Origin of the sequence: Kitasatospora sp. SUK 42 (assembly GCF_015776785.2) — a bacterium.
Lineage (GTDB): Bacteria > Actinomycetota > Actinomycetes > Streptomycetales > Streptomycetaceae > Kitasatospora.
Genome location: NZ_LFMD02000002.1, coordinates 1658264 through 1679656, shown reverse-complemented (window position 1 = coordinate 1679656; position 21393 = coordinate 1658264). Strand labels below are relative to the sequence as shown.

Genomic DNA, 21393 nt, shown 5'->3' with positions numbered 1-21393 from the left:
GTGGACGTGTTCAACGCCTCCTCGGCCGCCGGGGTCTCCTCCGGCAACGAGGCCAAGGCCCTGGTCGGGATGGGCTTCAAGGAGGGCCGCACCGGCCCCGCCGCCGGCAAGCCCAGGACCACCACCGTCACCTACGGCAAGGGCGCCAAGGACGCCGCCGAGCAGGTCGCCGCCCGCTACGGCGTCACCGCCACCGAGTCCGCCTCGGCCGCCGCCGACCACGTCGTGGTCACCCTCGGCAGCACCTTCACCGGCGTCGCCGCCGACAAGCCCGCGGCTCCCAGCGCCCCGGCCACCGGCGACCCGGCCGCCAACCTGCCCATGCAGGGCCCCAAGGTCGAGGCCCAGTCCGACGGCGGCATCCCCTGCGTCTTCTAGAGGCCGCCGCGTCCTCCGGAAGCCACCGAGTCTTCCAGAAGCCGCCGCGTCCTCCGATCACCGCGGCGGTGATTCCCCGTCCGAATCGAGTGGTTTCGGGCGGTCTTTCGCCGGGTTCCCCAGTGGCCGACCGGGTTGTTGGTGCACCAGAGGTCCGTGATCATCTTGGGCCTAAATATGATCGGAAGCCACGATGGTCGGTCTGTACTGACTTTCGTATGTGCAACCTGGGAACGGGCTCGTCCGTCTCCTCTGTGTGCGGTGCGCCAGATCGTCCGGGGCGTCGCTTCCGTCGGTGAAAGGTACGCGCATGTCAGGTCGCAGGGGCGAGAGCCCGGCTCGGGGCGAGGGCACGCCCGACGCGCTCGCGTCGGAGGGCCCGGAGGGCGCCGTGCCCCCGCCGCGCTCCGGCGGCCGGGCGGAGGCCCGCCGTGCCGCGCAGGGCAGGGGCGGCGGGAAGGCGGAGGCGGCCAGTGGCGGCCGGGCCGCGGCCCGCCGCAACAGCAAGCCCAAGAAGAACGTGAAGAAGATCGTCGCCTGGTCCGCGGCCGGCGTGCTGGTCCTGATCGCGGGCACCGGCGGCGCGATCTACTACAAGCTGAACGCCAACATCAAGACCTTCGACTCCGACGCGGTGTCCACCGACCGCCCGCCGGAGGCCAAGGCCGACGCGGACGGCAACAAGCCGGTCAACCTGCTGCTGATCGGCTCGGACAGCCGGGGCAAGAACAACGCGGACCTCGGCGGCGGCGAGGACGGCGGCGCCCGCTCGGACACCACGATCCTGCTGCACGTCTACGCCGACCACAAGCACGCCGTGGGCATCTCGATCCCGCGCAACGCGATGGTGCAGATACCGCCCTGCAAGCTGCCCAACGGCAAGTGGACCAAGGGCGGCAACGACCTGTTCAACGCCGCGTTCTCCATGGGCGGCAGCGACGACGGCAACCCGGCCTGCACCCAGAACACCATCGAGAAGGTCACCGGGATCCGGATCGACCACACCATGGTGGTCGACTTCAACGGCTTCGCCGCGATGACCAAGGCCGTCAACGGCGTGGACGTCTGCCTGCCGAAGCCGATCTACGAGGGTGACATCAACCCCAACCTGCACAAGAAGGGCAACCTCGTCCTCCCGCAGGGCAAGCAGACCGTCCAGGGCCAGCAGGCGCTCGACTACGTGCGGCTGCGGCACGGCATAGGCGACGGCTCGGACATCGGCCGGATGAAGCGCCAGCAGGCCTTCCTCAGCTCGCTCGCCACCAAGATGAAGAAGGACGGGCTGAGCCCCACCAACCTGCTGCCGCTCGCGGACGCGGCGACCAAGTCGCTGACCGTCGACCAGGGGCTGGACTCCGCGGACAAGCTGCTCTCCTTCGGCATGTCGCTGAAGAACATCGACATGCACGACCTCAAGTTCGTGACCGCGCCCTGGCGCTACCGCACCCAGGACGCCAACATCGACCTGGTCCAGCCCGACGCCAACAAGCTCTGGGAGACCCTCAGGGCCGACCAGACCATCGACGGCCAGAACGCCACCGGCCAGCAGCCGGACGCCCCCGGCAGCGGCACCAGCTCGGCCCCGCAGCAGCCCGCGCCCAGCACCTCGGCCGCTCCGCCCGCCCCGGCCGGGGACGCGGCCAACTCCTCGATCAAGGTGGCGGTCTACAACGGGACGACCGTCAACGGCCTGGCCGGCAAGGGGACGGAGCAGCTGAAGGCCGCCAAGTTCGTCGCCAGCACGGCGGGCCAGGGGTCGAGCACCAAGCTGAAGACCACCACGATCGAGTACGGCTCCGGGCAGAAGGCGAACGCCGAGAAGGTCGCCGCGCTGTTCCCGGGCGCCAGCCTGGAGCCCAGCAGCGCGCGCGGCATCTCGGTGATCGTCGGCCAGGACTTCGCGGCGGCCATGGGCATGGGGTCCGGCGCGGCACCCACCAGCAGCCCGGCCGGCGCCACCCCGGGCGTCCAGGCGCCCCCGCAGCCGCTGCCGACCACCGTCACCAACGACGCCCGCTCGGCGGACGACGACATCTGCGCGAACACCACCTACGGCAGCGGCGGCTGACCGCGCACACCGGGACGGCGGGCACGGCCCCGGGGCGCACGAGCCCCGGGGCCGTGCCATGGTGGCCGTGGAGGGGGACCACCGGCCACCGAGAGGCGGACCCCATGCCCGAGATCGCCATGCAGTTCGACATCGCCGCCCCGCAGGCCGTCGTCCTCGCCGCGCTCACCACGCACGACGGGCTGACCAGCTGGTGGACGGACGCCGTGGACCGCGAGGGCGACGTGCTGCTGTTCGACTTCCCCGACGTCCCCGAGCCCTTCCGGCTGCGCCTGGAGCGGTCCGGCCCGGACCGGGTGGTGTGGGCCAACGCCGGGTCCTTCCCGCCGCACTGGGCCGGCACCTGGATCAGCTGGGAGCTCACCGACCAGCCGGACGCGCCCGAGCGCACCCGGCTGCTGTTCCGGCACGGGGGCTGGCAGCCGGGCAGTGAGGAGGGCGTCCCGATGGTGGCCGGCACCTGGGCCGAACTGCTGGTCCGGCTCAAGGACTACGCGCAGAGCGGCAAGGTGCAGCCGTTCTTCGTCACCACCCGGCACCACGACGAGGAGTGAGCGGCCGCTGACCGGTCGCCGACCAGTCGCCCGCCAGGGCGCCGTCCGGTGGCGGGAACGCGACGGCGGACCGAAGGTGGGCGGTGTACCGCCGTCCGCGCGGACGGCACCACCGGGCGGGCCGAGCCCCCGCCCGTCCCGACGACCCCAGCCGGCCACCACCGCCTCCGGGAGGCCCAGCAATGCCCGTAGTCACCGATCCGTACACCCCCGGCACCCCGTGCTGGGTCGACCTGATGGCGAGCGACCAGCAGGCCGCGCTCGACTTCTACCGCGACCTGTTCGGCTGGCAGGGCAAGGTCGGCCCGGCCGAGTTCGGCGGCTACGCCGTGTGCACGCTGGGCGGCCGCCCGGTCGCCGGGATCATGGCGCAGTCCGGGCCCGAGGGCCAGCCGCCGCCGCCCGTCGCCTGGACCACCTACCTCGCCTCGGACGACGTCGACGCGACCAGGGCGTCCATCGCCGGGGCCGGCGGCACGCTCCTCTACGACCCGATGGACATCGGCACGATCGGCCGGATGCTGGTCGCCGCCGACCCGACCGGCGCGGTGTTCGGGGTCTGGCAGGCGATGGACTTCATCGGCGCGGGCGTGGTCAACGAGCCCGGCGCGCTGGTGTGGAACGAGCTCAACACCGCCGACACCGGGGAGGCCGGCCGGTTCTACCAGCCCGCGCTCGGCCTGCGCCCGGCCACCATCCAGGGCATGGACGGCTACTACTCGCTGAACGTCGGCGACCGCACGGTGGGCGGCATGCAGGAGATCCCCGGGTACCTGGCGGCCGGCACCCCCTCGCACTGGATGACGTACTTCTCGGTGGACGACACCGACTCCGTCGTGGACGCCCTGGTCAAGGCGGGCGGCTCGGTGATCCAGCCGCCGTTCGACATGCAGTCCGGCCGGATGTCGGTCGTCCAGGACCCGCAGGGCGCGCTCTTCGCGGTGATCCAGGCCCCCGAGGCGCAGATGCCCGACTCGCCCTGATCCCGTGCGGCACACGGAAGCCGCCCTTCCGGCGACGCGCCGCCGGGAATGGGCGGCTTCCCCCGCGTTCCCGGGTAAGACTGCACCCATGCTGGGGCTACCGGACGACATCCGTGCTTTCCTCTTCGACCTCGACGGGGTGCTCACCCAGACCGCGAAGGTGCACGCCGCGGCCTGGAAGGACACCTTCGACACCTTCCTGCGCGCCGAAGCAGCCCGCACCGGCGGGCAGTTCGTCCCCTTCGACGCCGTCATCGACTACGACACCTACGTGGACGGCCGCCCGCGCCTCGACGGCACCCGGGCCTTCCTGCGCAGCCGGGGCATCGACCTGCCCGAGGGCACCGAGGACGATCCGCCGAACGCCCGTACCGTGCAGGGCATCAGCCGCGCCAAGAACGAGACCGTGCTGCGGCTGATCCACGACGAGGGCGTGCGCGCCTACGACGGCTCGGTCGCCTACGTGCACCGGCTGCGCGCGCTCGGACTGCCCAGCGCGGTGGTCTCCTCCAGCGCCAACTGCCGGGCGGTGCTGCGCTCGGCGGGCATGCTGGAGCTCTTCGACGTGATCGTGGACGGCGTGGTCGCCAAGCAGCGGCGGCTGCCCGGCAAACCCGCCCCGGACACCTACCTGTACGCCGCCCGCGAGCTGGGCGTCGAACCCGCGCACGCGGCCGTCTTCGAGGACGCGCTCGCCGGGGTCGCCTCCGGCCGGGCCGGAGGCTTCGGCGCGGTGGTCGGGGTCGACCGCACCGGGCAGGCCGCCGAACTGCGCCGGGACGGCGCCACCGTGGTCGTCCAGGACCTTGCCGAACTGCTGGGGGAGAAGGAATGAGTCCCGGGGACAACTTCGCGATCGACCCGTGGCAGATCGCCGAACACGGCCTGGACCTGGGCTCGTTGGCCCGCGCCGAGTCCGTCTTCGCGCTCTCCAACGGCCACATCGGCCTGCGCGCCAACCTGGACGAGGGCGAGCCGCACGGCCTGCCCGGCACCTACCTCAACGGCGTCTTCGAACTGCGCCCGCTGCCGTACGGCGAGGGCGGCTACGGCTATCCGGAGTCCAGCCAGAGCGTCATCAACGTCACCAACGGCAAGATCATCCGACTGCTGGTGGACGACGAGCCCTTCGACCTGCGCTACGGCGAACTCCTCAGCCACAAGCGCTGGTTGGACTTCCGGGAGGGCATGCTGCACCGCGAGGCCGAGTGGACCTCCCCGGCCGGCCGGACCATCCGGGTGCGCTCCTCCCGGCTGGTCTCGCTCACCCAGCGCGCCATCGCCGCCATCGAGTACAGCGTCGAGGCGGTGGACGGGCCGGTGCGGATCGTGCTCCAGTCCGAGCTGGTCGCCAACGAGCAGCTGCCCGGCGGCCCCGAGGGCGACCCGCGCGCCGCCGCCGTCCTGGAGGCGCCGCTCCAGCCCGAGGCGCACCACGCGAGCGACACCAAGGCCGTCCTGGTGCACCGCACCCGCTACAGCGGCATCCGGGTCGCCGCCGGGATGGACCACGTCATCGAGGGCCCCGAGAGGCTCGAAACCGTCGCCGAGGCCGAGGCCGACCACTGCCGGATCAGCGTCACCACCGTGCTCGAAACCGGACAGCGGCTGCGGCTCGCCAAGTTCATCGCCTACGGCTGGTCCGGCACCCGCTCGCTGCCCGCCGTCCGGGACCAGGTGGAGGCCGCGCTGAACGCCGCCCGGTACACCGGCTGGGACGGACTGGTCGCCGAACAGACCGACTACCTGAGGGAGTTCTGGGAGACCAGCGACGTCGAGATCGACGGCGACGTCGAGCTCCAGCAGGCCGTCCGGTTCGGCCTCTTCCACGTCCTGCAGGCCGGCGCCCGCAGTGAGGAACGGGCCATCCCCGCCAAGGGGTTGACCGGCCCCGGCTACGACGGGCACAGCTTCTGGGACACCGAGACCTTCGTCCTGCCGGTGCTCACCTACTGCCTGCCCAACGCCGTCAGCCAGGCCCTGCGCTGGCGGCACACCACCCTCCCGCTCGCCCGCGAGCGCGCGGCCCAACTCGGCCTGGCCGGCGCGGTGTTCCCCTGGCGGACGATCCGAGGCGAGGAGTGCTCCGGGTACTGGCCGGCGGGCACCGCCGCCTTCCACATCGGCGCCGACATCGCCGCCGCCGTCGCCCGCTACATCCGGGCCACCGGGGACGAGGAGTTCGAGCGCGCGTGGGGCCTCGAACTCCTGGTCGAGACCGCCCGGATGTGGCGCTCGCTCGGCCACCACGACGTCGCCGGAAAGTTCCGGATCGAGGGCGTCACCGGCCCCGACGAGTACAGCGCCGTCGCCGACAACAACGTCTACACCAACCTGATGGCGCAGACGAACCTGCGCGCCGCCGCCGAGGCCGCCACCCGCCACTCCCACGAGGCCGCCGCCCTCGGCGTCGACACCGAGGAGACCGCCGCCTGGCGCGACGCCGCGGCCGCGATGTACATCCCGTACGACGCGGACCTCGGCGTCCACCCGCAGGCCGACGGCTTCACCCACCACCAGGTCTGGGACTTCGAGGGCACCCCGCCCGAGAACTACCCGCTGCTGCTGCACTACCCGTACTTCGACCTGTACCGCAAGCAGGTGGTCAAGCAGGCCGACCTGGTGCTCGCCATGCAGGTCCGCGGCGACGCCTTCACCGACGCCCAGAAGGCCCGCAACTTCGCCTACTACGAGCGCCTGACCGTCCGCGACTCCTCGCTCTCCGCCTGCACCCAGGCCGTCATCGCCGCCGAGGTCGGCCAGCTCGACCTCGCCTACGACTACACGGCCGAAGCGGCGCTGATGGACCTGCACGACCTCGGCGGCAACACCCGCGACGGCCTGCACATGGCCTCGCTCGCCGGGGCCTGCATCGCGCTGGTGGCAGGCTTCGGCGGCCTGCGCGACCACGGCGACACGCTCTCCTTCCGGCCCCGGCTGCCCTCCGGACTGTCCCGGCTCGGCTTCTCGCTGCTGGTGCGCGGGCAACTGCTCGGCGTCCGGATCACCCATGAGGGGACGACGTACACGCTGCGCCGGGGCGATGTGCTCCACCTGCGGCACGACGGCACGGCGGTGCAGGTCAAGGCCGGCAACCCGGTCACCCTGCCGACCACCGTCCCGGCCGCCCAGGAGCGCTGCGCCCAGCCCCCCGGCCGTGAACCCGCCCGCCGCCAGGCCCAGGCCGGCCTCGTGGTCGGCAAGCTCGGCCAGCAGGACCACCTGGCCGCCGAATAGCCCGCGTCCACCCGTCGCCCGCCCGCGCCTCGCCGCTGCTCACCCGTTCGGCCCGCCCCGGGTGCACCCGGACCCTCCCCGTCGGAGGGTTCAGGTGTCCCGCGGCGACCGAAGGAGTGCACCCGTGGCGAGCGTGGCCGAACAGATGGTGGAGGTGCTCCGGCAGGCCGGGGTGGAACGGGTCTACGGGGTCGTGGGCGACAGCCTCAACCCCGTCGTGGACGCGATCCGCCGGGCCGACGGCATCAGCTGGGTGCACGTCCGCAACGAGGAGGCCGGCGCCTTCGCGGCCGCCGCCGAAGCCGAGCTCAGCGGCCGCCTCGCGGTCTGCGCCGGCTCCTGCGGCCCCGGCAACGTCCACCTGATCCAGGGCCTGTACGACGCCCAGCGCAGCGGTCTGCCGGTACTCGCCCTCGCCTCGCACATCCCGTCCGGCCAGATCGGCACCGGCTTCTTCCAGGAGACCCACCCCGAGCGGGTGTTCACCGACTGCAGCAACTGGTGCGAGATGCTCTCGGCCCCCGCCCAGCTGCCCCGGCTGCTGCGGGTCGCCATCCAGCACGCGCTCGGCTCGCACGGCGTCTCGGTGCTCGCCTTCCCCGGGGACGTCGCCGCCCTGCCCGCCGCCGGGCCCGCCGGCACCAGCCACTTCCTCACCGAGCAGGCCGTCGCCGCCCCGCCCTGGTCCCAGGTCCAGGAGCTGGCCCGGCTGCTCAACGCGGCCCGCAAGGTCGCCCTGTTCTGCGGCGCCGGGGTGCGCGGGGCGCACACCGAGGTGATGGAGGTCGCGCAGGCGCTGAACGCGCCGGTCGGGCACTCGCTGCGCGGCAAGGAGTGGATCCAGTACGACAACCCGTACGACGTCGGCATGAGCGGCCTGCTCGGCTACGGCGCCTGCCACGAGGCGCTGCACTCCGCCGACCTGGTGCTGCTGCTCGGCACCGACTTCCCGTACGACTCCTTCCTGCCGCAGGCGCGCACCGTCCAGGTCGACCACGACGCCACCCGGCTCGGCCGCCGCACCGCGCTCGAACTGGCCGTGCACGGCGACGTCGCCGCCACCCTGCGGGCCGTGCTGCCGCTGCTGGACGCCAAGTCCGACCGCACCTTCCTGGACACCATGCTGAGGAAGCACTGCAAGTCGCTCGAAGACGTGATCGGCGCCTACACCCGGGACATCGAGAAGCACGTGCCGATCCACCCCGAGTACGTCGCCTCGGTGCTGGACGACGTCGCCGCCCAGGACGCCGTGTTCACCGTCGACACCGGCATGAACAACGTCTGGGCCGCCCGCTACCTCCAGCCCAACGGCCGCCGCCGGGTGATCGGCTCCTTCCTGCACGGCTCCATGGCCAACGCCCTCCCGCACGCGATCGGCGCCCAGCTCGCCTGCCCCGGACGGCAGGTGATCGCGATGGCGGGCGACGGCGGGATCGGCATGCTGCTCGGCGAACTGCTCACCGTGGCCAAGCACCGGCTGCCGGTGAAGACGGTGGTGTTCAACAACGGCGCGCTCGGCATGATCAAGCTGGAGATGCTGGTCTCCGGCTACCCGGAGTCCGAGATCGACAACGGGGACTTCGACTACGCGGGCATCGCCCGGGCGATGGGCATCCCGGCCAAGCGCGTCGCCGAACCCGCCCGGGTCCGGGAGGTCCTGGCGGAGGCGCTGGACCGGCCCGGCCCGGCGCTGGTGGACGTGATCACCGACCCCAACGCGCTGTCCATCCCGCCCTACATCACCGCCGCCCAGCTGAAGGGCTTCGCGCTGGCGGCCGGCCGGACGGTGCTCTCCGGCGGCGTCGGACGCATGATCGACCTGGCCCGCAGCAACCTGCGCAACATTCCCCGGCCCTGAGCGGGCTCTTTGGGGGCTCTTGCCTCTGAGGCAAGATTCTTGCCCGTGAGGCACGCCGGGTGTCCACTGGGTACATGACCAGCAGCTCCACCGGCGCCCACGACCCGGCCGACCAGCTCGACGACCAGGAGGTCGTCGGCCTCGCCGCCCGTCTCCGCGAGCACCGGCTCAGCAGCCGCCTCACCCTGGAGGTGGCAGCCGCGCGGGTCGGACTCTCCCCAGCGTATCTGTCCCGACTGGAGACCGGCCGCCGGCAGCCCTCGCTGCCCGTGCTCCTCGGCCTCGCCCGCGCGTACGGAACCTCGGTCTCCGGCCTCCTCGGCGAGGCCATGGTGGAGCCCGACCCGGTGGTCCGCGGCGGCGCCATCGAGCCCGGACGGGCCGGCGGCTGGGGCTACCGCCGCGCCGGTGCCCCCGGCCGCGCCATGCAGGCCCTGCGGGTGCAGGTCCCGCCGGGCGTCCAGGACACGGTGGTCCGGGTCCACCCCGGCGAGGAGTGGCTGTACGTCCTGCGCGGAGCGCTCCGTGTCACCCTCGGCGACCGCGTTCACCACCTCGCCGTCGGCGACTCCGCCCACTACGACTCACTCACCCCGCACTGCATCGCCGCCGAGTCCGAGGACGGCGTCGAACTGCTCTTCGTCCACACCCTGTTGCAGAGCCCCGGCGGCGAGCTCTGCCTCGGCGGCGGCCCCGCCGTGACCCACTGACCTGCCGTCAGACCCCTTGGAGGAGATCCCCATGGCCGATCCCACCACCACCGCCGCCGCCCCGGCCGATCCCACCACCACCGCCACCCCGGCCGGTGCCGCCGACACCGCCGCCGGCCCGAAGACCATCGACGCCGGCAAGTGGGCCAACAAGCGGGTCTACCACCGTCTGGTGATCTACACCGTGGGGTGCCACGCCTTCGCCGGGTTCATCATCCTGCTGTTCGAACTGGGCAGCCGCAACAAGTAGCCACCCCTCACCCTCCCGGGCCGACGGCACCCCTGCCGCCGGCCCACCCTCGTGCCGCCCCTTTCCCCCCGTTCACGCCCCGCGCAGCAGCTCGCAGAGGGCGTCCAGGGCCGCCGGGAAGGCGTGCTCCGGCGGGGCGGCGTAGCCGATCACCAGGGCGGGCGGGCCGCCGTCCCCGCCGTCCCCGCCGTCCCCGCCGGGCGGGCCGGCGCGGTGCCAGGTGAGGCCGCTGAGGGCGAGGCCGACGGCCTCGGCGCGGGCGAGCAGCTCGGCCTCGGGCGTGGAGCCCGGCGGGAGCTGGAGGACGGCGTGGAGCCCGGCCGCTATGCCGGTGACCCGGACGTGCGGGGCGTGTTCGGCGAGGGCGGCGACCAGCCGGTCGCGGCGGCGCCGGTAGTGCAGGCGGCAGCGCCGCACGTGCCGGTCGTACGTCCCGGAGGTGATCAGTTCGGCGAGGGTCAGCTGCTCGATCACCGGGGACATGGTGTCGGCCATCGTCTTCAGCCGGGCGACCGGTTCGACCAGCGCGTCCGGCAGGGCCAGCCAGGCGAGCCGCAGGCCCGGCGCGAGGCTCTTGGAGGCCGTCCCGGCGTACACCACCCGCTCCGGGTCGAGCGCCTGCATCGCGCCGAGCGGCTGCCGGTCGTAGCGGAACTCGCCGTCGTAGTCGTCCTCGACCACGTACCGGTCCTGCTCGCGCGCCCACCGCACCGCGGCCGCCCGCCGGTCGGCGGCCAGCGGCGCGCCGGTGGGGAACTGGTGGGCGGGGGTGAGCAGGGCGGCGCCGCAGCGGGCGTCGAGGAGGTCGACCCGGGCACCCCGCTCGTCCAGCGGCAGCGGCACGGTGGACAGCCCGGCCGCCCGGATCAGCGCGTGCTGCGGCGGCAGCCCGTACGCCTCGACCGCGACCGACCGCGCCCCGCGCTCCCGCAGGGCCGCGCAGAGCAGGCCGAGGCCCTGCTGGACGCCGCCGCAGACGAGCAGGCGGTCCGGGTCGGTGCGCACGCCGCGGACCCGGGCCAGGTAGTGGGTGAGCGCCTCGCGCAGTTCGATCCGGCCGAGCGGGCCGCCGTAGCCGAGGGCCTCGTGCGGCGCGGTGGCGAGGGCGCGGCGGGTGGCGGCGAGCCAGGCGGTGCGGGGGAACAGCGAGAGGTCGGGGCGTCCGGACATCAGGTCGTGCCGGACGCTGCGCCGCCGAGGCCCCGCCGGGGCGGTCCGTCCGCCGCGGACGGGGACCGACCGCCGGGCGACCGTGGTGCCGGAGCCCTGCCGGGAGCTGAGCCAGCCTTCGGCGGTGAGCTGGCCGTACGCCTCGACCACGGTGTTGCGGGCGATGCCGAGGTCCTCGCCGAGGGCGCGGGAGGACGGCAGCCGGGTGCCGGGCGTGAGCCGGCCGTCCTGGACGGCCTCCCGCAGGGCGTCCTCCAGCGAGGCCCGCAGACCGGCACCGGCGGCCCGCCGTTCGCCGAGGTCCAGGTGCAGGTCGCCGCCGAAGGAGGTCCAGGAGGTGCTCACGGCCTCATTGTCGCCTGCCCGGTTCCGGGCCGGGGCGGCCGCCGTGCTGTGCTCCCGGTCGGCTAGCGTCCGTGACGGTTGACGTCCCTGACGGTTTCCGAGGCGAGGAGTGACGGGGTGGGCGGGGAGTTCCTTCCGGACGAGTGGGCCGGGCGCGCGGAGCGCTTCGAGGCGGAGCGGCCCCAACTGCGGGCGGTGGCCTACCGGATGCTCGGGTCGGTGGCGGAGGCCGAGGACGCCGTGCAGGAGGCGTGGCTGAAGCTGAGCCGCAGTGACGTGGGTGAGGTGCGCAACCTCGGGGCCTGGCTCACCACGGTGGTCGGCCGGGTCTGCCTGGACCAGTTGCGCTCCCGCGCCTCCCGCCGGGAGGACCCGCTGCCCGAGGGGGAGGAGGGGTGGGTACGGCTGCCGGACCCGGTGGTCGGCGGGCTGGGGGCGCTGGACCCGGAGCACGAGGTCCTGGTCGCGGACTCGGTGGGCATCGCGCTGATGGTGGTGCTGGAGACGCTCTCCCCGGCGGAGCGGGTGGCGTTCGTCCTGCACGACCTGTTCGACGTGCCCTTCGACGGGATCGCCGAGGTGCTCGGCCGTACCCCCGCCGCCACCCGGCAGCTGGCCAGCCGCGCCCGCCGCCGGGTGCGGGGCGCCACTCCGCCCGCCGACTCCGACGACGCCCGCAAGCGCGAGGTGGTGGAGGCCTTCCTGGCCGCCGCCCGGGGCGGCGACTTCGACGCCCTGCTGACCGTGCTCGACCCCGGGGTGGTGCTCCGCTCGGACGGCGGCACGCTGGTGCCGAGCGTGCTGCGCCGCGGCGCGGCCGACATCGCCGCGCAGGCGGTCACCTTCGCCCGCTTCGCGGCCGAGGCCCGCCTGGTGCTGGTCAACGGCTCGCCGGGGGTGGTCGCCTTCGCCGACGGCCGCCCGCTGTCGGTCATGTCCTTCACCATCCACGACGGCCGGATCACCGCCCTGGACATCCTCACCGACCCGACCCGTCTGGCCGCCCTGGGCCTCACCGCCTGATCCCGTGCCGAGCCGCCCCGGACCGACCGGTCCGGGGCCCGGTCAGGCCGGGGGAGCGGTCACCTGGCAGATCACGACCAGTTCGAGGCGCGGGACCACGTAGTACGCGAACAGGCCGTCCGCGACGTCCATGTAACGCATCGGCTCGCCGCTGCCCTGGTAGGTGGTGCCGTCCAGGTGGAGCGCTGCGGCGGCCCGGACGAGCTCGTCGGCCTTGGATTCGACGGCTGCCAGGAATCCGGCCGGGGCCCCACCGGCGACCGCCTCCTCGCTGGGCAGGTACTCCCAGCTCCAGCTCACCCGTTCACCGCCGAGAACGCCGCGCGGTAGAGCTCGGCGACCGCCACCGCGTGCGCCCGGCACTCGTCGACGGACGGGGCGTGGTTGGCCAGGTAGTTCGCCCGGTGGTAGGCCTTCGCGGACTCCGGGAGCCTTTCGATCTCGACCACCGTGGCCCAGTGGGAGACGAAGGCGTGGATCGGGCTGAGGCTCCCGACCGCGATGGCCTCCGCCATGGCCCGGGTCTGCCCTTCCACCATCTCGGGCAGCCGGTCCGGGGCGACGACGGCGAGCGCGGCCTTGACCGCGGCCGGGGCCTTCTCGGGCCGGGGAATGGTCTCGACTCCGTCCGGCAGCGGCTGACTCATGGGACGCTCCTCTCCTCCCGGGCGAGCCTACTCGCGAACCGGTGCGCCGAGGGCCGTCCGGCGGGGTGCCGGACGGCCCTCGGGGCGGGGTGGTTCAGAGCGACAGGTAGACCGCGCTGCCGACGCCGGCGAGGAAGCAGTAGACGGCGAACGGGGTGAGGCTGCGGGTCTCGAAGTACTTGGTGAGGAAGCGGACCGAGATGTAGCCGGCCACGAAGGCGGCGACGCTGCCGGCGGCGACGGGGCCGAGGACGGACGAGTTCTCGGGCTTGAACAGCTCGGGCACCTTCAGGACCGAGGCGGCCAGGATGACCGGGGTGGCGAGGAGGAAGGAGAACCGGGCGGCGTCCTCGTGGTGCAGGCCGCGCAGGATGCCGGCGCTCATGGTGACGCCGGAGCGGCTGATGCCGGGGAAGAGGGCGAGGATCTGGGCGGCGCCGATCCAGGCGCCCTGGCCGTAGCTGAGCCTGGTCAGCCGTACGTCGGAGGCGATCGCCGGGTCCAGGCCGGGCTCGTCGACGGGGGCGGCGTGGCCGGCCCGGCGGCGGCCGTTGCCGCCGCGCTTGAGGCGTTCGGCGCCGAGCAGCACGAGGCCGTTGAGGGCGAGGAAGACGGCGGCGGGGACGGGCTTGCCGAGTGCGTGCCGCAGCGCCTTCTCCAGGACGAGGCCGGCGATGCCGACGGGGATGGTGGAGATGATGAGCAGCCAGGTGAGCTTCTCGTCCCGGGTCTGCACCCGGCGGTGCCGGATCGAGCTGAGGAGGCCGCTGACCACCCGGACCCAGTCCCGCCAGAAGAACACCACCAGGGCGAGCGCGGTGGCCAGGTGGAGGGCGACCAGGGCGGCGAGGTAGGAGGAGCCGTCGGCGGTCATGTCGAGGTCCCGCTGGATCTTCCCGCCGAGCAGGGCCGGGAGCAGGATGCTGTGGCCCAGGCTGGAGACCGGGAAGAGTTCCGTCACACCCTGCAGCAGGCCGACGCCTATCGCTTCCGGGTAGGTCAGGGTCGACATCGCGCACCTTCGCTCGGAGTCTGCGGCCGACCGATTCCGGCGGCCCCCGCGAAGCTACTACGGGCATGTAGACGCCCGGCAGTCCCGATGTCAGAAGTTCATCGAGCGTACGCCCGGGCGACACCGGATCCGAGTTTCCCGAGCAGGACCCAGGGGAGGGGCGCGGTGGCGGCCGGCGCGGCCCGGTGCACGGCGCCGCCGAGCAGCACGCCGGCGGTCGTCGCGAGCGGGGCGCCGACCAGCGGCAGGGCGACGGTCAGCACGGCGGGCAGCAGTACGGACGGGCGGTGCGGGCGGCGGGTGCGGCGCAGGCGTTGCGGGCGTTGCGGGCGTTGCGGGCGTTGCGGGCGGTCCATCGGGGCCTCCTCCGGAGTCGGCGGACGCCCACGATGCCGCCTCCCGCAGCGTCAGGTTCAAGCCCGCCGCGGGCCCCGCGGGTTCACAACGCCACCCGCCGCCAGCCCGACCCGTCGGCGGGCACCGGGGCGGTGGCGAAGTCGTAGCGCAGCAGCTCCGGCCCGAGGGCCAGCAGGGAGATCGAGGAGGAGCCCCAGATCCGTCCGTCGCCGAAGTCCCGCCGCTGGATCAGCGCCGCGTCCTCGTCCAGCGCCAGCCCGTCGCCGGTGACGATCGGCAGCCACGCGCCCCAGGCCCGCGCGGCCGGGTCGTCGCCGGTCGGTTCGGGCCGGGGCGCGGCGGCGAAGCGGGCCCGGAAGTGTTCGGTGCGGGCGGCCATCAGCGCCCGGATCCGCTCCGAGGCGGTGCGGTTGGCGGCCGTCCCCTCCAGCCCGTCGTTGATCACCACGCTGAGGCCGACGGGCAGTTCGCGCTGCTCCAGGGTCCCGCCGCCCCAGCTGGTGACCGTGGCGCCGTCGGGGCGGACCAGGACGAGGTGGAAGGGGTCGTACGGGGTGAGGTCGAGGTGTCCGATCCCGCCCTCCCGGACGGCGGTGAGCGGCAGTTGGCCGCGGCTGAGCCGGGTGTCGGCGGGGGCGAGCGGGCCGAAGCCGTTCAGCAGGCAGGCGGCGGTGCGCCGGTCGGGGTCGACGGCCAGCCAGGTGCCGCCGGCCGTGAGGTCCAGCCCGCCGAGCAGCCGGGGGCGGTCCGGCCAGTGGTGCTCGGGCGGCAGCCAGTGGCGCCCCAGGTACTCGTCCCGGACGGAGAGCAGCAGCACCGGCACCGGCGCCTGCGGTTCGATGCTGACGAACGCCGTGCACACGACCCTGTTCCCCCTGGTCTCGCCCTCGGTATGGGTTCTCCCAGCGATCCTCGCACGCCCGTTCGCGCCCCGGAAGTGCGCCGTTCACCCCCGTAAGCGCCCTGCGGGCGGTCCTGCGGGCCGTCCCGCGAGCGGCCCGTAAGTGGCCCAAGGAAGCGGGCGCCGAACGCACCAGGACGGCAGGCCACCACGCTCCTAGGCTGGTGGTCATGACGACGAACGAGACCACGAACGGGGCCCCGGTGCCGGCCCCCGAGCAGCGCCTGCACATGCACAAGCTCGCCCCCGCCTTCTACGAGGCGGTGATCGCCATGGACCGGGCCTCCCGGCAGGGCCTGGACCCGGTGATCGCCGAGCTGGTCAAGGTGCGCGCCTCGATGATCAACGGCTGTGCCTTCTGCATCGACATGCACTCCGCCGACGCCCGCAAGCACGGTGAGCAGGACCACCGCATGCTCTCCCTCCCGGCCTGGCGCGACACCCCCTGGTTCACCGCCCGCGAGCGGGCCGCCCTCGCGCTCACCGAGTCCGTCACCCTGCTGACCGAGGGCCACGTGCCGGACGCCGTGTACGCGGAGGCCGCCGCGCAGTTCGACGAGACCGAGCTGGCCCAGCTGATCGCGCTGATCGTGACCATCAACGCCTGGAACCGGATCAGCGTCTCCACCCGCATGAGCCCGGCCGCCAAGTGAGCGGCCCCGACACGGCCGCCCAGCGGGAGAAGGCCAGGCTGCTCCGGGAGCTGCACCGTCCGGGTGAGCCGGTGGTGCTGGCCAACGTGTGGGACGCGGCGAGCGCCCGGCTGGTGGCCGGCGCCGGGGCGCGCGCGGTGGCGACGGCCAGCGCGAGCGTCTCCTGGTCGCTCGGCAGCCCGGACGGCGGCGGCGCGGACCGGGAGCAGGTGCTGGCCCGTACGGCCGAGGTGGTCCGGGCGGTCGACCTGCCGGTCACCGCGGACCTGGAGAGCGGCTACGCGGACACCGCCGCCGGGGTCGGCGAGACCGTCACCGGGCTGCTCGCCACCGGCGCGGTCGGGGTGAACCTGGAGGACGCCGGGTACGACCCGCGGGAGGCCGCCGAGCGCATCGCGGCCGCCCGGGCGGCGGCCGACGCGGCGGGCGTGCCGCTGTTCGTCAACGGGCGCACCGACGTGTTCCTGCGCGGCCTGGGCGAGCCCGAGGGCCGGCTGGACGAGGCCGTCCGCCGGCTGCGGCTCTACGTCGAGGCGGGCGCGGACGGCGTGTTCGTCCCCGGCGTCGCCGACCCGGAGACCATCGCCGCCCTGGCCGCGGCCGTCCCCGCCCCGCTGAACGTGCTGGCCGCCCCCGGCTCCCCGTCGGTCGCCGAGCTGGCGGAGCTCGGGGTGGCCCGGATCAGCCTCGGCCCGGGCCTGGCCGAGGTGGCGTACGCGGCGGTCCGCCGGGCGGCCGAGGAGGTGTACGCGAGCGGCACGTACACCGGCCTGGACGGCGGGCTGACGTACCCGGAGCTCAACGGGCTGTTCACGGGCCGAGCGGCGGGAACGGGGGCCGGCTGACCGTACGGGGGGCGGTCAGACGGTCCCCGCTCGGCGGATCGAGCGGCTCAGCCGAGCTGTCCGCTCAGCCGAGCTGTCTGTTCAGCCGATCTGCCCGCTCAGCCCCGGGTGGGACATCTGGTTGGTGCCGATGGCCTCCACCGCCCGGGCGGCGCCGCCGACCACCGGGAGCTTGCCCGCGGCGTGCAGGGCGAGGTCGCCGGGGGAGAGGTTGAGACCGTCGGTGATGCCGCCGGTGGCGTCCGGCGAGCTGGCGGTCTGGGAGGTGGCGGACGCCGCCGGGGCGGCGAGGGCGAGGCCCGCCATGGTGAGGGCGGCCAGGGTGGCGAGTTTCTTCATGCCCTGCCGAACGACCGGGCCGCCCTCAGGTAACCGGGTCGTTCAGACTGTCACCCACAGCGTCCGCACCGCGTTGCTGACGAACGAGGCGATCGGCTCGTTCACCCTCCCCTCCGCCAGGGCCAGCCCGGGGAAACGGGTGAACAGGTGCCGAAGCGCCGTCTCCGCCTCCAGCCGGGCCAGCCCCGAGCCGAGGCAGAAGTGCGGGCCGTGGCCGAGCGACAGGTGCCGGGCCGGCTGCCGGGTGAGGTCGAAGCGGTCGGCGTCCGGGTAGTGCCCGGAGTCCCGTCCGGCCGCCGCGTACGAGGCGAGCAGCGCCTCGCCGCGCCGGATCACCACGTCGCCGACCTCGATGTCCTCGATCGCGTAGCGCAGCGGGAACTGGCCGACCGGCGAGTCGTAGCGCAGCGTCTCCTCCACCACCGCCGACCACGGCTGCGCGCCCCCCAGCACCAGCCGCAGCTGGTCGGGGTGGGCGAGCAGGGCCCGGACGGCGTTGGTGATCAGGTTGAGCGTGGTCTCGTGCCCGGCGACCAGCATCAGCAGCAGGGTGCCGACGAGTTCGGCCTCGCTGAGCCGGTCGTCGGCCTCCCGGGCGGCTATCAGGGCGGTGGTCAGGTCGTCGCCCGGTTCGGCCCGCTTGGCCGCCACCACCGAGGCCAGCAGCGCGTTGAGGTCCCGCTGCGCGGCGACGGCCGCCTCGGGGGTGGCCGCGCTGGAGACCAGGGTGTCGGAGAGCGCGTGCAGCTCGTGCTGCTGTTCCACGGCCAGGCCGAGCAGTTCGCTGATCACCTGCATCGGCAGCGGGTAGGCGAAGTGCTCGCGCAGGTCGAACTCGCCTTCCAGCCCGGCGACCCCGTCCAGCAGCGCGATGGTCCGGGCCTCGATCGCGGGTGCCAGCGCGGCGATCCGGCGCGGGGTGAAGGCCTGGCTGACCAGTCCGCGGAGCCGTCGGTGGTTCTCGCCGTCGGCGGTGATCATGCCGGGCACGGCGACGAAGTTGAGCAGCGGCCAGCCCGTCGGCAGCCGTCCTTCCCGGAAGGTGGTCCACAGTCCGGGGTCCTTGCCGACCCGGGGGTCGGCCAGCAGCGACTGGAGGGTGTCGTGGTGGGTTACCGCCCAGACCACCACCCCGCCAGGGAGCTCCACCAGGACCGCGGGGCCGGCTGCCCGGAGTCGGGCGTTCTCGCCGTGCTGGTCGCGGCCGTGGGGGTCGAGTCTGACGGGCTCGGGGCGGGTGCCGGGGGAGTCGGCGGTGGAGTCCATGCGGGCCTCTCGGGGGCTGGCGGGCGGGGCGGGGTGAAGGCGCTGTACAGCACCGGGAGGGCGACCAGCGCCCGTGACCACGGGGACGGCCGCCAGGCCAGTTCGACTGCGGGGACGGCGAGTTGGAGGTCGGGCAGGCGGTGCAGCAGGGTCTCGACGGCGGTCTCGACGATGATCCGGGCCGGGTGCTGGGCCGGGCAGACGTGCCTGCCCGCGCCCCAGGCGAGGTGGGCCCGGTTACCGCCGAGCGAGCCCTGCGCGGCGCTGGCGGTGCCCTGGGCGGCCGGGTCGGCGTTGGCCGCAGCCAGGCCGAGCACCAGCATGTCGCCCGCGCTGATGTACTGGCCGCCGAGCACGGTGTCGCCGGTGGCCCAGCGGCCGGGGAAGTTCTGCGTCGGAGGGTCGCGCCAGAGCACCTCCTCCAGCGCGTCGGAGACGGTGAGCCGTCCGCCGGTGAGGGTGGCCCGGAAGCGCCGGTCGGTGAGCAGCAGCCGCAGCGTGTTGCCGATCCAGTTGATGGACGTCTCGTTGCCCGCGACCATCAGCACCACCAGGTGGTGCGCCGCCTCCTCGTCGGTCAGCCCGGCCGGGTGGGCGAGCAGCCAGGAGGTGAGGTCGGCGCTCGGGGTGGCGCGGCGGTGCCGGACGAGTTCGGTCAGGATCGCCTGGAACTCCCGGCTGGCGCGGACCGATTCGGGCCCGCTGTCCACGAAGTGGCTGATCAGCTCGATCACCCGCGGCCCGGTCTCGGTGGACAGGCCGATCAGCTGGGTGGAGACCAGCAGCGGCAGCGCGCGGGCGTACTGGGCGATCAGGTCGGCGGTGCCGTCCGGGCCCCAGCTGTCGATCAGCCCGTTGGCGGCCGCCTCGGTGGTCTCGCGCAGCTGCCGGTGGTCGATCTGGGCCAGGGTGTCCGAGACGGCGGCGCGCAGCCGCTGGTGCTCGGCACCGTCCAGGTTGAGCAGGGTGGGCCGCCAGGCGGTCATCGGCAGCAGCCGGGAGTCGGCCGCCAGCCGGCCTTCGGCGGGCACCCGCCAGTGCCGGGAGTCCTTGGAGAACAGGGCCTCGTTGCGGGTGAGTTCGAGCAGTTCGGCGTAGCCGAGGACGAGCCAGGCCTCGACGCCGGGCTCCAGCTCGATCGGCGCGACCGGCCCGTAGCGCTCGCGCAGCCGGGCGTACAGGCCGTGCGGGTCGTCGGCGACGGCCTGGCCGTACAGCGGGGTCAGCGGGACGCCGACCGGCAGCCCGCCGCCGTAGGGGACGCCGCCGTGCGGAGTGCCGGCGCCGTGCGGAGTGCCGGCGCCGTGCGGGGCGCCGTCACCGTACGGGGCGCCGCTGCCGTACGGAGTGCCGGCGCCGTGCGGGACGGGGCAGCCGGAGGACTGCGGCGGTTCGGGGGCGGTCATCCGGGCAGCTCCAGGAGCGAACTGCGGTGCAGGTGGTCCACGAAGTCGATCAGCAGGTCGTACGACTGCCGCCGGTCGCGTGCGTCGCAGTACAGGATCGGCACCTCGGGCAGCAGGTCCAGCGCCGAGCGCAGCTCCTCCTCCGGGTAACTCGGCGTACCGGGGAAGGTGTTGACGGCCACGGCGAAGGGGATGCGCTGCTCCTCCAGCCGGCCGAGCACGTCGAAGCTCTCGTCCGGCCGGCGCAGGTCCACCATCGCGATGGCGCCGAGCGCGCCGCGCGACAGGTCGTCCCACAGCGGCCAGAACCGCTGCTGTCCGGGCGTGCCGAACAGGTACAGCGCGAGCCGGGGGTTGAGCGTGATCCGGCCGAAGTCCAGCGCGACCGTGGTGGTGGTCTTGCCGCTGTGCCCGGTGAGGTCGTCGACGCCGCTGCTGGCGGCGGTCATGGTCTCCTCGGTGCGCAGCGGGGTGATCTCGCTGAGCGAGCCCACCAGGGTGGTCTTGCCGACCCCGAACGGGCCGGTGACCAGGATCTTGACCGCGCCCTGCACCGAGGCGGGCAGGTACTGCGGCCCGGCCGGAACGTCGGCGGGGGCTTCAGCGGAGTTGGCGGAGGCCAACGAGCACCTCTTCCAGGAGGGTTGTGGGCAGGCGTTCGGCCTGCGGGACGGGCGGGAGCACCTGCACGGCGCCGAGGTCCCAGAGGTCGCCGACCAGCACCTTGACGACGCCGAGCGGCAGCCCCAGGTGGGCCGCCACCTCGGCGACGGAGAGCAGGCTGTGGCAGAGCCCGAGGATGCGCCGGTGCTCGCGGTTGAGCAGGACGTGCTCGGGCAGTTCGGGGGGGTCGGGTAACGCGCTGACCAGGCTCTCGATGGCCAGGTCGGAACGGGTGGGGCGGCTGCGCCCGCCGGTGATGACGTAGGGCCGGACGGGCCCGCTCACCGGTGGCCCCCCGCCGCGTGGTCGACGCGCGGCGGGCTGGTGAGGTGGGTGCCGATCCGCTCGACCAGGACCTGCATCTGGTACGCGACCAGCCCGGCGTCCACGGCCTCGCTGGTCACCACGGCCAGGTGCGCGCCGGCCCCGGCGGCGACGATGAACAGGTAGCCGCCGCCGTACTCGATGATGATCTGGCGGGTGGCGCTGCCCGGCCCGCCGAAGCCGGCCGCGACGCCGCGGGCCAGCGACTGGAGCCCGGAGCAGGCGGCGGCGAGCCGTTCGGCGTCCTCGCGGGCGATCTCGGCGCTGCGGCCGATCTCCAGGCCGTCGTTGGAGACGACGACGGCGTGCTGGACCTGCGGGACGGTGATGATGTCGGCGAGCAGCCAGCCGAGATCAGGGGCGGTGGTCATGGAACTCTCCGGAGCGCTGGGGAAGTCGGGGGA

24 protein-coding genes are annotated in these 21393 nt (G+C 73.9%); 12 read left to right on the top strand and 12 right to left on the bottom strand.

Annotated elements, in window-relative coordinates; translation table 11 throughout:
• The 9 genes from RZ50_RS07210 to RZ50_RS07170 all read left to right on the top strand — a co-directional run.
• A partial coding sequence (locus RZ50_RS07210; protein WP_217680294.1) for a LytR C-terminal domain-containing protein occupies window positions 1-378 on the top strand: 378 nt, incomplete at its 5' end.
• A gap of 310 nt (window positions 379-688) precedes the next feature.
• The gene (locus RZ50_RS07205) at window positions 689-2446 is read left to right on the top strand and encodes an LCP family protein (RefSeq protein WP_305853015.1); all 1758 of its coding nucleotides are present in this window, start codon (window positions 689-691) and stop codon (window positions 2444-2446) included.
• A 104-nt stretch (window positions 2447-2550) separates the two neighbouring features.
• Window positions 2551-3000, top strand: a complete 450-nt coding sequence (locus RZ50_RS07200; RefSeq protein ID WP_196952437.1) for an SRPBCC domain-containing protein — start codon at window positions 2551-2553, stop codon at window positions 2998-3000.
• A gap of 182 nt (window positions 3001-3182) precedes the next feature.
• Complete coding sequence (locus RZ50_RS07195) at window positions 3183-3983, top strand: VOC family protein (protein ID WP_196952436.1); 801 nt, start codon at window positions 3183-3185, stop codon at window positions 3981-3983.
• Between the two features lie 88 nt (window positions 3984-4071).
• Window positions 4072-4818, top strand: a complete 747-nt coding sequence (locus tag RZ50_RS07190; protein ID WP_196952435.1) for an HAD family phosphatase — start codon at window positions 4072-4074, stop codon at window positions 4816-4818.
• A complete protein-coding gene (locus tag RZ50_RS07185) occupies window positions 4815-7220 on the top strand; it encodes a glycoside hydrolase family 65 protein (protein ID WP_196952434.1) in 2406 nt (801 codons plus the stop codon). The genes RZ50_RS07190 and RZ50_RS07185 overlap by 4 nt, the downstream gene beginning before the upstream one ends.
• A 124-nt stretch (window positions 7221-7344) precedes the next feature.
• Window positions 7345-9078 (top strand): pyruvate dehydrogenase, encoded by a 1734-nt coding sequence (locus tag RZ50_RS07180; protein ID WP_374199880.1) that lies wholly within the window; start codon window positions 7345-7347, stop codon window positions 9076-9078.
• Between the two features lie 74 nt (window positions 9079-9152).
• A complete protein-coding gene (locus RZ50_RS07175; protein WP_196952433.1) occupies window positions 9153-9788 on the top strand; it encodes a helix-turn-helix domain-containing protein in 636 nt (211 codons plus the stop codon).
• A gap of 31 nt (window positions 9789-9819) precedes the next feature.
• Window positions 9820-10038 (top strand): DUF6126 family protein, encoded by a 219-nt coding sequence (locus tag RZ50_RS07170; RefSeq protein WP_196952432.1) that lies wholly within the window; start codon window positions 9820-9822, stop codon window positions 10036-10038.
• A gap of 72 nt (window positions 10039-10110) precedes the next feature.
• On the opposite strand, the gene RZ50_RS07165 is transcribed toward RZ50_RS07170, so the two are convergent.
• Entirely contained in the window at window positions 10111-11553 is a 1443-nt protein-coding gene (locus RZ50_RS07165) for a PLP-dependent aminotransferase family protein (RefSeq protein WP_196952431.1), read from the bottom strand.
• A 117-nt stretch (window positions 11554-11670) separates the two neighbouring features.
• Here RZ50_RS07165 and sigJ point away from each other — a divergent pair, with 117 nt between their 5' ends.
• Complete coding sequence (sigJ, locus tag RZ50_RS07160; protein WP_196952430.1) at window positions 11671-12576, top strand: RNA polymerase sigma factor SigJ; 906 nt, start codon at window positions 11671-11673, stop codon at window positions 12574-12576.
• 42 nt (window positions 12577-12618) lie between these two features.
• On the opposite strand, the gene RZ50_RS07155 is transcribed toward sigJ, so the two are convergent.
• The 5 genes from RZ50_RS07155 to RZ50_RS07135 all read right to left on the bottom strand — a co-directional run bounded on the left by RZ50_RS07155 (window position 12619) and on the right by RZ50_RS07135 (window position 15454).
• A complete protein-coding gene (locus tag RZ50_RS07155) occupies window positions 12619-12876 on the bottom strand; it encodes a hypothetical protein (protein WP_196952429.1) in 258 nt (85 codons plus the stop codon).
• The gene (locus RZ50_RS07150) at window positions 12873-13223 is read right to left on the bottom strand and encodes a hypothetical protein (protein WP_254802021.1); all 351 of its coding nucleotides are present in this window, start codon (window positions 13221-13223) and stop codon (window positions 12873-12875) included. The genes RZ50_RS07155 and RZ50_RS07150 overlap by 4 nt, the downstream gene beginning before the upstream one ends.
• Before the next feature lie 94 nt (window positions 13224-13317).
• On the bottom strand, window positions 13318-14235 hold the full coding sequence (locus RZ50_RS07145; protein ID WP_196952428.1) for an undecaprenyl-diphosphate phosphatase: 918 nt from the start codon (window positions 14233-14235) through the stop codon (window positions 13318-13320).
• 98 nt (window positions 14236-14333) lie between these two features.
• Window positions 14334-14591, bottom strand: coding sequence for a hypothetical protein (locus RZ50_RS07140; protein WP_196952427.1), 258 nt, complete (start codon window positions 14589-14591; stop codon window positions 14334-14336).
• Window positions 14592-14674: 83 nt separating this feature from the next.
• Window positions 14675-15454, bottom strand: coding sequence for an NRDE family protein (locus RZ50_RS07135; RefSeq protein ID WP_196952426.1), 780 nt, complete (start codon window positions 15452-15454; stop codon window positions 14675-14677).
• A 209-nt stretch (window positions 15455-15663) separates the two neighbouring features.
• On the opposite strand from RZ50_RS07135, the gene RZ50_RS07130 reads away from it, so the two are divergent.
• Window positions 15664-16146, top strand: a complete 483-nt coding sequence (locus tag RZ50_RS07130; protein ID WP_196952425.1) for a carboxymuconolactone decarboxylase family protein — start codon at window positions 15664-15666, stop codon at window positions 16144-16146.
• Window positions 16143-16991: an isocitrate lyase/phosphoenolpyruvate mutase family protein gene (locus RZ50_RS07125; protein WP_196952424.1), complete on the top strand. Its 849-nt coding sequence runs from the start codon at window positions 16143-16145 to the stop codon at window positions 16989-16991. Before RZ50_RS07130 ends, RZ50_RS07125 begins: the two co-directional genes overlap by 4 nt.
• Before the next feature lie 81 nt (window positions 16992-17072).
• Here the strand turns inward: RZ50_RS07125 and RZ50_RS07120 are convergent, their stop codons facing one another.
• The 6 genes from RZ50_RS07120 to RZ50_RS07100 are packed head-to-tail and all read right to left on the bottom strand — an operon-like array spanning window position 17073 to window position 21360.
• Window positions 17073-17330: a hypothetical protein gene (locus RZ50_RS07120; protein ID WP_196952423.1), complete on the bottom strand. Its 258-nt coding sequence runs from the start codon at window positions 17328-17330 to the stop codon at window positions 17073-17075.
• Window positions 17331-17372: 42 nt separating this feature from the next.
• Window positions 17373-18458 carry a cytochrome P450 gene (locus tag RZ50_RS07115; RefSeq protein WP_308271514.1) on the bottom strand — a complete coding sequence of 362 codons (1086 nt, stop codon included), beginning with the start codon at window positions 18456-18458 and terminating at the stop codon, window positions 17373-17375.
• Entirely contained in the window at window positions 18443-20002 is a 1560-nt protein-coding gene (locus RZ50_RS28940) for a cytochrome P450 (protein WP_254802020.1), read from the bottom strand. The genes RZ50_RS07115 and RZ50_RS28940 overlap by 16 nt, the downstream gene beginning before the upstream one ends.
• A complete protein-coding gene (locus RZ50_RS07110) occupies window positions 19999-20625 on the bottom strand; it encodes an ATP/GTP-binding protein (RefSeq protein ID WP_196952421.1) in 627 nt (208 codons plus the stop codon). Before RZ50_RS07110 ends, RZ50_RS28940 begins: the two co-directional genes overlap by 4 nt.
• A complete protein-coding gene (locus RZ50_RS07105) occupies window positions 20603-20950 on the bottom strand; it encodes a DUF742 domain-containing protein (protein WP_196952420.1) in 348 nt (115 codons plus the stop codon). The genes RZ50_RS07110 and RZ50_RS07105 overlap by 23 nt, the downstream gene beginning before the upstream one ends.
• Window positions 20947-21360 carry a roadblock/LC7 domain-containing protein gene (locus tag RZ50_RS07100; RefSeq protein WP_196952419.1) on the bottom strand — a complete coding sequence of 138 codons (414 nt, stop codon included), beginning with the start codon at window positions 21358-21360 and terminating at the stop codon, window positions 20947-20949. The genes RZ50_RS07105 and RZ50_RS07100 overlap by 4 nt, the downstream gene beginning before the upstream one ends.
• Window positions 21361-21393 lie beyond the last annotated feature (33 nt).

Excerpts from the sequence above, each read along its gene's own strand:
- RZ50_RS07205 (WP_305853015.1), top strand. The coding sequence starts at position 689 with ATGTCAGGTCGCAGGGGCGAGAGCCCGGCTCGGGGCGAGGGCACGCCC.
- RZ50_RS07200 (WP_196952437.1), top strand. The coding sequence starts at position 2,551 with ATGCCCGAGATCGCCATGCAGTTCGACATCGCCGCCCCGCAGGCCGTC.
- RZ50_RS07195 (WP_196952436.1), top strand. The coding sequence starts at position 3,183 with ATGCCCGTAGTCACCGATCCGTACACCCCCGGCACCCCGTGCTGGGTC.
- RZ50_RS07190 (WP_196952435.1), top strand. The coding sequence starts at position 4,072 with ATGCTGGGGCTACCGGACGACATCCGTGCTTTCCTCTTCGACCTCGAC.
- RZ50_RS07185 (WP_196952434.1), top strand. The coding sequence starts at position 4,815 with ATGAGTCCCGGGGACAACTTCGCGATCGACCCGTGGCAGATCGCCGAA.
- RZ50_RS07175 (WP_196952433.1), top strand. The coding sequence starts at position 9,153 with ATGACCAGCAGCTCCACCGGCGCCCACGACCCGGCCGACCAGCTCGAC.
- RZ50_RS07170 (WP_196952432.1), top strand. The coding sequence starts at position 9,820 with ATGGCCGATCCCACCACCACCGCCGCCGCCCCGGCCGATCCCACCACC.
- RZ50_RS07150 (WP_254802021.1), bottom strand. The coding sequence starts at position 13,223 with ATGAGTCAGCCGCTGCCGGACGGAGTCGAGACCATTCCCCGGCCCGAG.
- RZ50_RS07145 (WP_196952428.1), bottom strand. The coding sequence starts at position 14,235 with ATGTCGACCCTGACCTACCCGGAAGCGATAGGCGTCGGCCTGCTGCAG.
- RZ50_RS07140 (WP_196952427.1), bottom strand. The coding sequence starts at position 14,591 with ATGGACCGCCCGCAACGCCCGCAACGCCCGCAACGCCCGCAACGCCTG.
- RZ50_RS07130 (WP_196952425.1), top strand. The coding sequence starts at position 15,664 with ATGACGACGAACGAGACCACGAACGGGGCCCCGGTGCCGGCCCCCGAG.
- RZ50_RS07120 (WP_196952423.1), bottom strand. The coding sequence starts at position 17,330 with ATGAAGAAACTCGCCACCCTGGCCGCCCTCACCATGGCGGGCCTCGCC.
- RZ50_RS28940 (WP_254802020.1), bottom strand. The coding sequence starts at position 20,002 with ATGACCGCCCCCGAACCGCCGCAGTCCTCCGGCTGCCCCGTCCCGCAC.
- RZ50_RS07100 (WP_196952419.1), bottom strand. The coding sequence starts at position 21,360 with ATGACCACCGCCCCTGATCTCGGCTGGCTGCTCGCCGACATCATCACC.